The 13,512-nt window shown below is 40.4% G+C and carries 10 protein-coding genes; 2 read left to right on the top strand and 8 right to left on the bottom strand.

Translation table 11 applies throughout. From position 1 onward, the window contains the following. Window positions 1-22: 22 nt before the first annotated feature. Entirely contained in the window at window positions 23-2,878 is a 2,856-nt protein-coding gene (locus tag ACNKW3_RS01930; RefSeq protein WP_427397599.1) for a FimV/HubP family polar landmark protein, read from the top strand. A gap of 101 nt (window positions 2,879-2,979) precedes the next feature. Next, window positions 2,980-4,800, top strand: a complete 1,821-nt coding sequence (locus tag ACNKW3_RS01925; protein ID WP_427397598.1) for a glycoside hydrolase family 2 protein — start codon at window positions 2,980-2,982, stop codon at window positions 4,798-4,800. Between the two features lie 25 nt (window positions 4,801-4,825). Here ACNKW3_RS01925 and ACNKW3_RS01920 read toward each other — a convergent pair whose 3' ends face one another. The 8 genes from ACNKW3_RS01920 to ACNKW3_RS01885 all read right to left on the bottom strand — a co-directional run bounded on the left by ACNKW3_RS01920 (window position 4,826) and on the right by ACNKW3_RS01885 (window position 13,447). After that, window positions 4,826-5,932 (bottom strand): AI-2E family transporter, encoded by a 1,107-nt coding sequence (locus tag ACNKW3_RS01920; protein ID WP_427397597.1) that lies wholly within the window; start codon window positions 5,930-5,932, stop codon window positions 4,826-4,828. 112 nt (window positions 5,933-6,044) lie between these two features. Further along, window positions 6,045-6,392 (bottom strand): outer membrane protein assembly factor BamE, encoded by a 348-nt coding sequence (locus ACNKW3_RS01915; protein ID WP_427397596.1) that lies wholly within the window; start codon window positions 6,390-6,392, stop codon window positions 6,045-6,047. Window positions 6,393-6,468: 76 nt separating this feature from the next. Continuing rightward, window positions 6,469-8,145, bottom strand: coding sequence for a DNA repair protein RecN (gene recN / locus ACNKW3_RS01910; protein ID WP_427397595.1), 1,677 nt, complete (start codon window positions 8,143-8,145; stop codon window positions 6,469-6,471). Window positions 8,146-8,220: 75 nt separating this feature from the next. Beyond that, window positions 8,221-9,093 carry an NAD(+) kinase gene (gene nadK, locus ACNKW3_RS01905; protein WP_427397594.1) on the bottom strand — a complete coding sequence of 291 codons (873 nt, stop codon included), beginning with the start codon at window positions 9,091-9,093 and terminating at the stop codon, window positions 8,221-8,223. A gap of 76 nt (window positions 9,094-9,169) precedes the next feature. Beyond that, entirely contained in the window at window positions 9,170-9,937 is a 768-nt protein-coding gene (locus ACNKW3_RS01900; protein ID WP_427397593.1) for a 3-hydroxybutyrate dehydrogenase, read from the bottom strand. Window positions 9,938-9,940: 3 nt separating this feature from the next. Continuing rightward, entirely contained in the window at window positions 9,941-10,942 is a 1,002-nt protein-coding gene (locus ACNKW3_RS01895; protein ID WP_427397592.1) for an extracellular catalytic domain type 2 short-chain-length polyhydroxyalkanoate depolymerase, read from the bottom strand. 3 nt (window positions 10,943-10,945) lie between these two features. Then, window positions 10,946-12,139, bottom strand: coding sequence for an E22 family MetX-like putative esterase (locus ACNKW3_RS01890; RefSeq protein ID WP_427397591.1), 1,194 nt, complete (start codon window positions 12,137-12,139; stop codon window positions 10,946-10,948). A gap of 12 nt (window positions 12,140-12,151) precedes the next feature. Beyond that, the gene (locus ACNKW3_RS01885) at window positions 12,152-13,447 is read right to left on the bottom strand and encodes a GntP family permease (RefSeq protein ID WP_427397590.1); all 1,296 of its coding nucleotides are present in this window, start codon (window positions 13,445-13,447) and stop codon (window positions 12,152-12,154) included. Window positions 13,448-13,512 lie beyond the last annotated feature (65 nt).

Raw genomic sequence — 13,512 nt, 5'->3', positions numbered from 1 at the left:
ACATTTTAGGCGGAAGTTAGGTTTGAATTTTAAGCATATATCATTACTGTTATTAGTAATAACCTTGGCTTTCATTCGCCCATATTCCGCCGAAGCTCAAGTTCAACTTCAAGGCCCTAGAGAATCAGCAGAAAGTTATTCTGGGGTTGTATATGGTCCAATTGATGCGTCAGATACCCTGTGGCGCATCGCTAGCCGTTATAAACAAGATAGACGCTTTAGTGTTTATCAGACCATGTTGGCTATCTATCAATTAAACCCACAAGCCTTTGAAAATGGTAATTTTAATACCATGGTCAATGGGGCAATTCTACAGCTTCCAAGTGATGCATATATAGCACGTATTGATCCGCAAAGAGCCAAAGCAAAAGCTGATGCTGATGATAGAGCTTTCTCTCGATCCAATCCTCAAGCGACTGCCGCACAAACTCAGCAGGCAGAAGTAGAAACGGTCAATGAACCTAATATTAAGAATGAAGTTCCTCTGGTTAATCAAGAAGATTTGACTCGTGCCCAGCAGCAATTACAACAGCAGTTAAATGCCTTTAATCGACAGCAAACTCAACAATTTAACGAAGTTAAAGAGCAAGTGGCTTCTTCAATCAGTAATGTACAGGCATTGATAGAAGAAAATCGCAAGCTATATGATAGGTTAGATGGCGTTAATGCTGATATTGCCGAGCTTCGAGGTAAAGTAGAAGGCGAAGTTCAATCGCAAATTGACGAGCAATTGGCACTGCAAAAAGAGCTTATTGCTTTGGTAAAAGAAGCGCAACAAAAAGAACAAGAAGAAGCTTCTGAATCTATACTGTCTAAACTCACTACGCCAACTGGCATCATTATTTTATCGTCAGTATTTACTTTATTAGTGCTTGTTGGATTAGCTATTTGGGCCCTTAGACGTCCGGCCAATAAACCATCAGAAAAATCAGAAGAAGAAAAACCTTTATCCGCCCCCCAAGAGCCGGCGAGTAGTGTTGATATCGTAGATGATGAGTTAGTCATTGGGGAGCTTGATGATGCTAGTACTGAGGACGCAGATGATTTACTAGCGGCCTTGTCTGAAGAAGTGGATGATGCTGATGATATTTTATCTGACGACCTCGTAGATGGTTTAGACGAAATACAGGTAGATGATACTGACAGTGATTTGGATTCGCTAGATGATGAGATGTTGGTCCCAGACAGTCCTTCAGAAGACAGCTTAACTAGTGTCGATGAAATTGATCAAGATACACAAGCATTGGATCTTGATACCCAGGACGATGATACTGACTCTATTGATCTGTCAAATGACTTAGATATAGCGGAGTCCGAAGAAGTCGAAACTGAAATAACTGACAGTGATTCGTCGGACGCTGAGCAACCAAAAGCTACACCAGCCCCCGTACCTGAACAGCCAGCCCAAGAAGCCAAACAACCCGCTGCAACTAATGATTTAGCAGTGGATATAAACGATGAGGGTGTTCCCGACGGCATAAACCTGAACGAAGAAGGTGAAATTGACGACTCAACCATTAGTCAAATTGAACAGCAAATTCAGACCAAAGATAAGGAGATTACTCAGTTAACTGACGAAATACTGGAAGAACTAGATAATGTTACTGAGGATACAGAAGACGAAAAACCAGCGGCCACTGAAATTGAAGCAGATGCCGAACCTGATGAAGAAAGAAATATTGGGTTAGAAGACGAAACGGACACTAGCTCAGGTGAAGATGAGATTTCTGAAGACGACTTAGCACAAGAGCCGGAAACCTTAGATCCCGACGAAATTCTTGCAGAAATTAATGCGGATACTAACAACAAAATAGAAACCGAACAAAAGGTTGACGTTGTTTCAGACGTAGACGAAGAAGAAGTCGAACAAAGTGTACCTGATGCTGAAGATGTAGCTGTTGAAAGCCAAATGGACGATGACGAACTCGATAGGCTTTTAGACGAGTTCAGCGAACCTGATAAAGAAGGTGATGCTGGCGATATAGATTTAGATGAAGTTACTGCAGTGGAAGAAACTTCATCAACAGATGATGTAACGGATGATCTTTTAAATGAATTACAGTCTGATTCAGATGAAGATGACGAACTTGATCAACTGTTGGACGAACTTTCCGAGGAAGAAAGCTCGGAAGAGTTAGATGATCAAGACATTGATTCTTTATTGGAAGATATACCTTCATTTACTGACCATAAAGATGAACCAGATGAAGTTGTCGAGTCCATCAATGAAAAAGAGCCTCCAAGCCCGATTAAGGAAGAGGTAGATGAAGAATCTGAAGTCGATGAAACTTCAACCGAAGAAGACTTTTTAGCAGACTTACCGGATCTAGATGATTGGTTAGAAAGTCCGGATGATTCACAAAACACTGATACTCTTGAAGAAACTGATTTAGCAGAAAATGAAGAAAGTGAACAACTTTCTAATATTGAAGCCAGCAACTTTGATGATTTATTAGCTGATCTGGAAAATGACTTAACCAAAGATGACGACGATAGTCAGAAAGTCGATGATCTTCTGCAAGAAAGCGGTCTAGATTTAGATGCTTTGATGCAAGATGATAGCGGAGATCATGACGACGAAGATTTCTTAGATGTTGATCAGTTATTAGCAGAGTCAGAGGAAGCTACTCCCCTTAGAGACGATGAGATTGATTTAGATCTAGACCGCTCTTTGGACAGGTTGGTTGAAAGTGAAGCCAATGATTCTGAAATTGACGATCTTGATATTGACCAAGCGTCTAACCTGGATTTGGTACAGGTCTACATTGATATGGAAGATTTCGATGCGGCTAAAGATGTGCTCAATGAAGTAATAGAGCGCGGCTCACAAGCTCAACAACAAGAAGCCACATCCTTACTTGATTCAATCAAAAAATAAATCTGAACGAATGTAAAAATAATGTTAACTTAAGAGATTAACCCTTTTAGTTTTGTTATTTTTCGGCTTTGTAAAGCCTATATCATTCGGGAGCAGAATGGATGTCTGATTTCAGATTATGTAGAACGAGTTTTTTCCTCATTATTTTTTTATTGTCATTTTATTCCCATTCATCTGACACAAGTGAACTGATTCAAAACCCTCATGCTAGAAGCCTTATCAGTTTAAATGGGAAATGGAATAGAATTATAGATCCCTATGAAAATGGTTATTACAACCATAGATACGAAGCTCATACCAATGGATACTTTAAGAATCGAAAACCTCAAACACCTTCAGAGCTTGTAGAATATAACTTTGAAACAGCGAAAAAAATAGATGTGCCTGGTGATTGGAATTCACAAGAGGAGCAATTATTTTTGTACGAGGGGACACTTTGGTATCACAAAAGATTTGAATTAAATAAACAGCAAAATAAACGATATTTACTGCATTTTGGCGCAGCAAACTACCATGCAATTGTTTATGTTAATGGGGAAAAGGTGGGTGAACATGAAGGCGGCTTTACACCTTTTCAGTTCGATATTACCCATGTTGCAAAAAATCGTGAAAATTTTGTAGTTGTCAAAGTGGATAACAGCCGCAAGCGAGATCAAATCCCAACGGTGAACACCGACTGGTGGAATTACGGTGGCTTAACGCGATCTGTATCTGTAATAGAAGTGCCTGAAAGCTATCTGTCTGATTATCATCTGGCGCTGAACTCAACAACAGGCGCAATAGAGGGCAGTCTCAAGCTATCAAACGCCCAAAAGGACGGCAAAGTAAGTCTGATAATTCCTGAATTGCATATCGAAAAAACTATAAAGGTTAAAGCAAACGGCGAAACAAAGTTTAGTATAAATGCTAAACCAGAGTTGTGGCGTCCAGAAAATCCCAAACGTTACAAAGTGATTCTGTCGTTTAACGGTGAAACTATAGAAGATGCTATTGGATTTCGAACCATCGAAGTTAAAGGTACTGAGATTTTATTAAATGGCGAGCCTGTCTTTTTGAGAGGAATTAGTATCCACGAAGAGTCTCCATTTGGCGCTGGGAGAGCATGGACAGAAGCTGATGGTCGCACATTGTTAACTTGGGCGAAAGAGTTAGGTTGTAATTTCGTGCGCTTAGCTCACTATCCTCATAACGAAATGATGTTAAAAATTGCCGATGAAATGGGATTTATGGTGTGGTCTGAAATTCCAGTTTATTGGACGGTTATGTTTGAGGACCAAGCGGTATACGCTAAAGCGCAACAGCAATTAACAGAAATGATTTCTCGAGACAAAAATCGCGCATCTATCGTTATGTGGTCCGTGGCCAACGAAACACCGGTATCAGATGCCAGAATATCATTTCTAAGTCGGTTGATTGAAAAAGCCCGAGAGCTAGATTCTAATCGTTTGATAACTGCTGCTATGGATACACAAAGTAACGCAAAAAATGGTAAGTTAATTGATGATCCTCTAGCTAAATATGTAGATATTATAGGTATTAACAGTTATTGCGGTTGGTACAGTGATGCTCCAGCAAACTGCGCAAATTTACGTTGGAATTCGCACTATGAAAAGCCCATCATTATGAGCGAAATGGGGGCAGGGGCTCTAGCAGGATTGCATGGAGAGAAAAACGAGATTTGGACCGAAGAATATCAATCCGACGTATACAAACACAACATAGAAATGATGAAAAACATGCCAACATTGCGCGGTGTCACACCTTGGATATTAAAGGATTTTCGTTCCCCTAGACGCCCTCTAGACGATATTCAGGACTTCTGGAATAGAAAGGGACTCTTATCTGAAACCGGACAACGCAAACAAGCTTGGTATGTGTTGAGAGATTTTTATCGTTCTATTGCACAGCAAGATCAACGATAAACAGGCCCTAGATGTGCTTAATCAACTAACCTTTGGCTTCTATCACTGGAAGCCAATGTTTTCCGAATTCAGTAAAACTTAGGCCTATTTTTAAACAGACTAGAAGTGGAAGTGCAATTAAAAGTCCGACAATTCCCCACAACCAGCCCCAAAATGCTAGCCACAACAGTAATATTAGCGGGTTTAAACTCATACGATGGGACATTAGCATTGGAGTGAAAAATTGGGATTCGAAAAGATTTAGTAACAGGTAGATAATTAAAGGAACCCAAGCTACAAGGGTCAATTCAAACTGTACGACACTAGCAAGTCCAATAAGACAAACGCCTATCATCATGCCTATATAGGGGATAAAGTTTAACAAGCCAACCACAGAGCCCCAGAGTAGGGGATCTTTTAATCCAAATAAATAGAAACATAAAGCGGCACTTGCACCTAAGATAAAATTGATTAGTGTCACAAGCACTACATAAGTGGACAATTCCTTTTGAATTCTTCCTTTAAGTACTAATGCTTTGCGACGTTGGGCTACATCTAAGCGCTGAGTGTACGCGAAAAACAGACTTGGGCTGAACGATAAGATAAACACTAGTAGTACGGCACCCGCGGCGATTTGGGCTAAAACAACAGGCGCAGCTGATACGCCATCGATAAAGGCATTTAATGTGGTTTCTTTGATACTATCAGTAACTGACTTTGCGTCTAATACATTGTCGTCTTTAACCTTTTCCTCTTCATCGTCAAACCACCCAAACCAGCTCGATTCTTTTTTTTCTATCACTGGCTCTTGCCCATCCAGTTGTTCGTTTAAGGTTTGGTTTATGCTTTCAATTTGTTCATCCAATATTTTGGAATATTCAGGAAGTACTTTAGCCCATCTATGCACGGGCTCAGACAGCTCAACGGATAACCATGTTAAAGGTATAAACAAACAGGTTATTAGTATTATGGTGGACACAAAGCGTGGAAAGAAAAAGCGTTCTAAAAAGGATACTGCTGGATTCAGCAACAATGCCATTAATACGCAGATAAATATAGGTAAAAGTAAAGGTTTTGCTGTGTACAAAACAAACACAAAAAATACAAAAAGAGCACTAATGTGATACCACTGAGCGTACTTAGTGTTTGCCATGAAGAATCCATTCTAAAACAGGAGAATAGGTTAGCTTAACATGTAATCAGTGTTAAGCAAGCTAGCAAGAAGTTATGGGGTTTAGCCGTGAAATTCCTCACGGCATTTTACATTAGCTTTCTAGAGGTTCGTCAAAATTTTCAGGTTTATCAAAGTCACCGTTCATTTTAGCTAAACGACCTTCAACAAACTCTAAAACAAGTTCTAAGCGAACGTCTTTTCCACGCTTTTCCATGCCTCTTTTCATGTCATAAACGTAGTACCAGGTATTTTGATCAAAGCTATCTTCTACAACAGGGTTGCCTAAAACAAATTGCACCTGTTCTTTGGTCATATTAATTCTGAGTTTGTCTACGTCTTTCTGATCTAAATAGTTTCCTTGTGGAACATCTATACGATAGATCCAGTTTGAACAACCCGTTACCAACAATATTAGTAATAGTACCGCTGCAAATCTCATTTATGTCTAAACCTTCTTTCTTAAAACGCGCTAAATACTACATTGTAGGTGTAGACCAATCAACTGATTATTGGTTCTATTTTATTGATAGTAAATCTTTTGCGTTTTCAATAGCTGTATCTGTTAACTGATCACCGGCTAAAAGTCTCGCTATTTCATTTATGCGTTCTTCTTTGGTGAGTTTCAATACTTGTGTTTCGGTTGTTTTACCATCGGTAATTTTGTTCACAAAAATTTGATTATCAGCTTGAGCCGCTACCTGAGGTAGGTGAGTCACGCAAATTAATTGATTATTTTCACCCAATTGTTTTAATAATTTTCCAACAACTGAAGCTGTCTGACCGCTTATCCCTGTGTCAACTTCATCGAACACAAGTGTAGGCACTTGCCTATGATTAGAATAAATCACCTGCATAGCCAATCCAATTCTTGATAACTCACCACCTGACACCACTTTTTCGAGTACATCAGGGGCCTGACCTGGGTTTACAGAAATTAGGAATTTGATATTGTCATTGCCTGACTTTGACGGTTCAGCTTGTTTTTCAAAGGTAATTTTGATGTTAAGTTGCGCATGGGGCATGTTTAAACTTCTTACACTGGCTTGAAGCTCTTTAGATAGATTTGCCGCAGCTTTAGCGCGGGATTGACTCAGTTTTTCAGATAATTGCCAATACTGGGAATGGCATTTTTGTACCTGAATTTCCAGTGATTCAACACTGGCTTCCTCAGACGTGAGAGCCTCTAATTCTTCAATCATTGCAAGGTGAGTTTGATATAAGTCTTCAGGGCTTACTTGATGCTTTCTCGCTAGATCTAAACACTGACTGAATCGTTGTTCAATTTCTGATGCCCTTTCAGGATCAGCTTCTAATGAATCTCTATAACGATCAATCTCACGATAGGCTTCTTGGGCCTGAATTAAAGCGTTCTGCAGCAACTCATGACTGTCAGTTAATGCAGGATCTGTTTCCAAATGATGTTGGATTTCTTTTGCCGCATGATTAAGAAGATCTAAGGCGCTAGCAGGTTCTCCATCTTTTAGAAGATAACAAACTTTATCACTGGTTTCAGCCAAGCTTTGAAGACTTGATAGTTTTTTAAATTCGATTTCAAGTTCTGCAAATTCGTCTTCAGCTAAACTAAATTCATCTAACTCTCTCACTTGATATTCTAAGAGGTTGCAACGATCTATGCGTTGTTGTTGGGCTTGACGCAGTTCACTTAGTTGTTTAGAGAGTTTTTTATATTCAACATATTCAGTATTAACAGCATCCATCAGTGCTTTATGATCTGCGTAACTGTCCAATAAATTCAGCTGATGCTCAGACTTTAAGAAAGCATGGTGGTCATGTTGTCCGTGGATATTCACCAGATAATTGCCTAAGCTTTTAAGCTGTTGGAGATTAACTGGGATGCCATTTACAAAAGCTTTTGAACGTCCTTCGTTGCTTACTACGCGTCGCACAAAACATTCATCGAGATTATCTTCTTGTTCAAGAGAGTTTTCGATTAACCAATGTTTAGCTTTAGGCATTTTACTTACGTCAAAATGTGCAATTACTTCAGCTTTTTCAGCGCCTTGACGTACAATGGAAGATTCAGCTCTTTGCCCCAAACACAGACCTAAAGCATCCAGTGCAATAGATTTACCTGCGCCCGTTTCGCCAGTAATAGCCGTCATGCCGTGCTGAACAGCTAGAGAAACTTTTTTTACTACGGTTAAATTTCGAATATCAAGATGAGCAAGCATACAAAACCCTCTACACGTTTATAACTGATAATATATACAGTAGTCAATACTGTGTAAAGTACTGTATGAAAAAAATTAGAACAGTTTATTACTCCAGTTAAGTTTGGTTCTTAACACATTAAAGTAGTTATAATCGGGCGGGTGAATTAGGTTTAAATGCTGAGCATTTTTGCCAATGATCACGTGTTCACCAGGCTCTACCTTTATTACAACGTGACTATCACAACTAATTTGCACTGAGTCTGTGTTTTTTTCCGATATTTTTAGCATTACTTCACTGTTAGCATCTACCACTATCGGGCGACTACTAAGGGTGTGTGGAAACATTGGCACCAAAGTTAATGCGTCCAAATGAGGCATTAATATTGGACCGCCGCCGGAAAGCGAGTAAGCAGTTGAGCCGGTCGGTGTGGCGATAATTAACCCGTCAGATCTTTGGGTAAACACATAATGCCCGCCAATATAAAGTTCAAACTCCATCATATGAGCAACTTTACTATGGTGGAGCACTATTTCATTAACTGCACTGTGACTATCACTAAGATGATCGCCGTTATACACCGATGCTTGCAATAAAAAGCGTCGCTCGCGGTAGATGTTGTTAGCAAAGATATGATCGAGCTGGCGTTCGATGTCATCAGGGTTGATATCGGTCAGAAAGCCTAAATTCCCGCGGTTTATGCCGACTACATCAATATCGTACTCGGCCAATATACGAGCAGCACCAAGCATATTGCCGTCACCGCCGACCACAATGGCAAGATCAGCGTTTCTTCCAATGTCCTGCATGCTGGTGTAAGCAACATCGACATCAAAGTCTACGCTGATTCTGTTCTCAACCAGAATATCGCAACCGCGCTTTTGTAATTCAACTATCAGTGCACGTAAACTATCGTAAGTGGCTTTGTGACTGACTTTACCTATCAAACCAACAGTTTTGTATGACATCTTACTCGCTCTTTAGTGAGATATCAGTAGCTTACAGCAGTCAAAACTGCTTGCAAACATTTTTGCGCATTAGTTGTTATCTTGCTATCCAGCCGCCATCTAAGACCAATGTTTGCGCGGTCATGTTTTTGGCTTTGTCGCTGATTAAAAACTCAGCTGTTCCCGCCAATTCCTCGAAACTAATAAAGGCTTTTTTCGGCATAGGTTCAAGCATGATTTTATCAACCACTTCTTTTTCTGTCATATTGTTCGCTTCAGCTTGGGCGGCAATTTGTTTTTCAACCAAAGGCGTTTTTACATAAGCAGGGCAGATGGTATTTATGGTGATGTCGTTATCACCGGTTTCCAAAGCGATAGTCTTCGAAAATCCAAGCAAACCATGTTTAGCTGCTACATAGGCTGACTTAAATGGAGAAGCGACCAATGAATGGATAGAGCCAATATTGATGATGCGACCAAAATTCTGTTCTCTCATGTGAGGTAAAAATGCTTGCGTAAGCAATGCAGGTCCCACAAGCATGATGTTAATCAATAATTGCCATTTTTCAGGGGGGAAGTCTTCTATTTTGCTTACATGTTGAATACCTGCATTATTAATCAGAACGTCCACAGGTGTGTTTTTCAATTTTTCGGGCAATTCAGACACTTCAGACGCATTACACACATCTACGGCAACGGCACTGGCAGAAATTCCTGCTGCGCTTAAATCTTCTGTCGCTGACTGCGCTGCTTCCATATTAATGTCTGCAACAATAATGTGATGCCCTTGTTTACCTAAGTATTCAGCTATTCCGAAGCCAATGCCACTTGCTGCACCAGTAATGAGAATATTGTATTTGCTCATTGTTTAAAGATCCTTAACATCGATATTTGTTAATGCGTTTAGCAAATTATAGATAGCTGTAATTTGTTTACCTTGCTTAGTTGCAAATTCGCTGCCTGTGTAGCCCCACCAATCCCAACAACCTTGGGGATTAAGTGGAAACATTTTAGACTTTTTAGTCTGCGGATATAATACAATCAAGTGATTGCTTTCTGCCCAGTCGTTGTACCCTGACTGCCAGGCATATGCATCACCCACATCTTCTTGATTTTGATTGCAACCGTGCAAACTAATATGCACAGAACAAGTTTCACCTTGTTGGCAACTATCTGGTACGTATACAAAACCTTTTTCGCCCATTTCTGCTTCTTTTATGTCGGTTAATGCATTTTGCGCAAAGGTGATCAAATTTTCTTTCTTAGCTTGTCCTTTAGGGCCTAAGTCCGGATAGATAAATTTAAGCATTTCACCTGCAGCGTCATAGTCACAAGCACCAATAAATGGCGATGCTGATTCTGTACATTCTACGCCATTGCTAAGAGTAGGTAATAAATGAGGGAATGCCTTGTCGTTTACGAATTTAAGGTTGTTTACGCCAATTGATTGATATTGTGCGTGCAACAAGTTGGCAGCCTTAGGATTAATCTTAGCATCCAAGGTTCCGTGTAGGAGGAAAACATTTTGCTGTTTTAAAGCTTCCTCATCTGCGAGATTGCCGGCCGCTTGTTGCGCTGAAACATAATCTAACAACACTTGTGGATCTAGGGCGTCGGTTGTAGCTGTGACGCATTCACTAAGAGCAGTAGAAATAGAATTTTGAGCACAGTAATAAGGGCCAGCAGCAACAATTCCAGCACCTACTAAGGTTTCAGCATGTGCAAATTGAAATTGAGTTGCCATATAACCCCCAGAAGATAATCCCGAGATGCTAGTGTTATCGAGATCTACCACTAATTTTTGCGCGGCAACAAAAGGCGATATTGCTAGCAGACTTACAAGTGAACATTTTTTTAAATAACCTTGCATATATTAGTCCTGTAAAAATTGTTTAATTTCTGTGGCTGCTTTTTGTATTCCAGCTACTCCTTCTAAATGCCCTAAAGGGCCATCAATGTAGACAATTTGTGTATCTTTATTCATGGACGTTAATTGATTAAACGCTAGTTCGGCGTGATAGGGCATCAATAACAAATCTGTTTTCGCAGTGATGAACAGTGTTTTTGCTGTGATTCGCTCAAGGCCTGACGATAGGTCGGACTGCATACCCGTTAAAAATAATTGATTCGCTCTGACCAAATAAAGTAAATGATTTGCATCCATTTGGTTTGCACGAGCCCCAGCTCTTTCCATTAACCATTTGACAATGGCGGTATCTTGAGTGACCGAGGAGGCTAGTTGTTGCTTAGAAATCTTAGCAAGTTGATCTTCAACAGAATTAAAAAATGCTGGAGTAAGTGCACTTTGGGTGATTAACGCTAAGGCCAGGGTGAGTCCTTGAACTGGATAATTTTCTTGTTGTTCGTTGTAATAATTGCCTTGTTGCCAATTAGGATCTGACTTTATTGGCCAAGTCCATTGATCCAACAAAGCTTTAGTCCAAGCATCAGCCCCCGCGCTGCCAATAACAGAAATCATACGTTCAACTTTATCTGGATAGGCACTAGCCCACTCAATAGCTTGCATGCTTCCCATTGAAGGGCCAGCAACTGCATAGAGCTTTTCAATACCTAAACTGTCTAAAACAGATTTCTGTGCGTTAACAAAATCACGCATAGTAACAACTGGAAAATCTAAACCATAAGGCTTTCCTGTCGCTGGATTTATGGACGCAGGACCAGTGGTAATCACTTTTGGATTGTTTGCACTGATATTAACTAAACTATCCACACTAATGACAAAGAATTTATCTGTGTCTATAGCCTTGCCGGGACCAATGATGCTATCCCAGTATCCTGGCTCTTCATCATCTTCCGAATAAACCCCAGCCGCGTGGCTATTACCGGTAAAAAAGTGTGTGATTAAAATTGCGTTTGATTTGTCATCATTTAGCTTGCCATAACTTTCCCAGCCTACATTCACCTCAGCGATTGTTTTCCCAAAATGGGTGTTAAAGTTCTTTATGTTATGGTGTTGTTTTTCAACTAACATTTTATCCTTCGCGTTGACGCAATTTACTAGCAGAGTACAGAAGCATAGCGTAAACAATAATTGTCGAAGTTTCATTAAATGCCCTTATTAAAATAAAATAAACAAACCAATAGCTGCGGCCAAACCAATCAATGGCACTATTACTGTAAGTGCGGCCATGGGGCCATAAGCAGCTTTGTGAGTTTCATGGCAAATGGCGCGTATAGTCGTTACAACATAGCCATTATGAGGTAAAGAATCTAAAGCCCCTGAGCTAATAGACACTATGCGATGGAGCTCTTCGGGATCTACACCTTGATCAATATAGTGTGGACCAACCAATGGTAGGGCGATAGCCTGCCCTCCGGATGCCGAACCAGTTAAGCCTGCAATCACACTTACTGCTACAGCAGCGCCTATAAGTTCATTTCCGGGAATTTGTGTCATTACTTCAACGGTTTGTTGAAATGCATCTGTGGTTTTCGCAATAGCACCAAAACCAACAACAGCCGCTGTGTTTCCGATTGCCACTAAAGCACCTGTAGTACCTAAGTTGATGGCGCCTGCAAAATTAGTGAAGTATTTAAAATTCAAGGCAATTAGCATGAGTACGCCGCCGCCGAGGGCTAAAATTAACGCATATTGCCCAAAACTGTCATGGAATAAAAACGACACGAATAATACCACTAACAATGGAATAAAACCTGTGATAGGACTTGGTAAATCGCGTGTTTTTTGCTTTGGATCTTCAGGTCGAGTAGTGAACCGTTCTCCGTTTTTCACTGCTTTGTTGACCATTCTTGATAGCCACCAATAACCGAAAACTGCCATGATTATGGCTACAACCAAACTCACTTCCCAAGCGGCAAAAGGCGAAGTGCCTAAATGCTTGGTTGGAATCCAATTTTGAATTTCTGGTGAACCTGCAGAGGTCATAGTAAAGGTGACCGAGCCAAATGCGATGGTCGCCGGAATAAAACGGCGAGGTAAATCAGCATCTTTGAACAAGCTTACAGCCATTGGATAGACAGAAAAGGCGACCACAAACAAGCTGACACCACCATAGGTTAATATTGCACAAGCGGCAACAATAGCAAACATGGCGTGTTTAAAGCCTAGCTTTCCAACAATCCAGCGAGCTAGCGATTCAGCTGCGCCTGAATCTTCCATAAATTTACCAAACAATGCGCCAAGTAAAAACATGAAAAACCATGAGGCAATAAAACCAGTAAACCCAGACATGTAGGTTGTCACAAAGTTGGCATCGCCGGTAAAGAAAGCTAACCCATTTGTCGCTGCCACTATTGCGGCACAAAAAGGCGCGGCAATAAATAAATTCATGCCCCTGATGGTTAGCACTATCAGTAATGCAAGCCCACCAATTAATCCAATTAAACTTATCATTTTTGTTCTATCCCGTTAAATAAGCTACTAAAGCTTTCGTATCTGTGACCGCAGTACGCCGAGAT

Origin of the sequence: Glaciecola sp. 1036, assembly GCF_050306235.1 — a bacterium.
Classification (GTDB): domain Bacteria; phylum Pseudomonadota; class Gammaproteobacteria; order Enterobacterales; family Alteromonadaceae; genus Glaciecola.
Note: the sequence above shows the minus strand (reverse complement) of the source record. Positions and strands in the feature narration are given on the sequence as shown.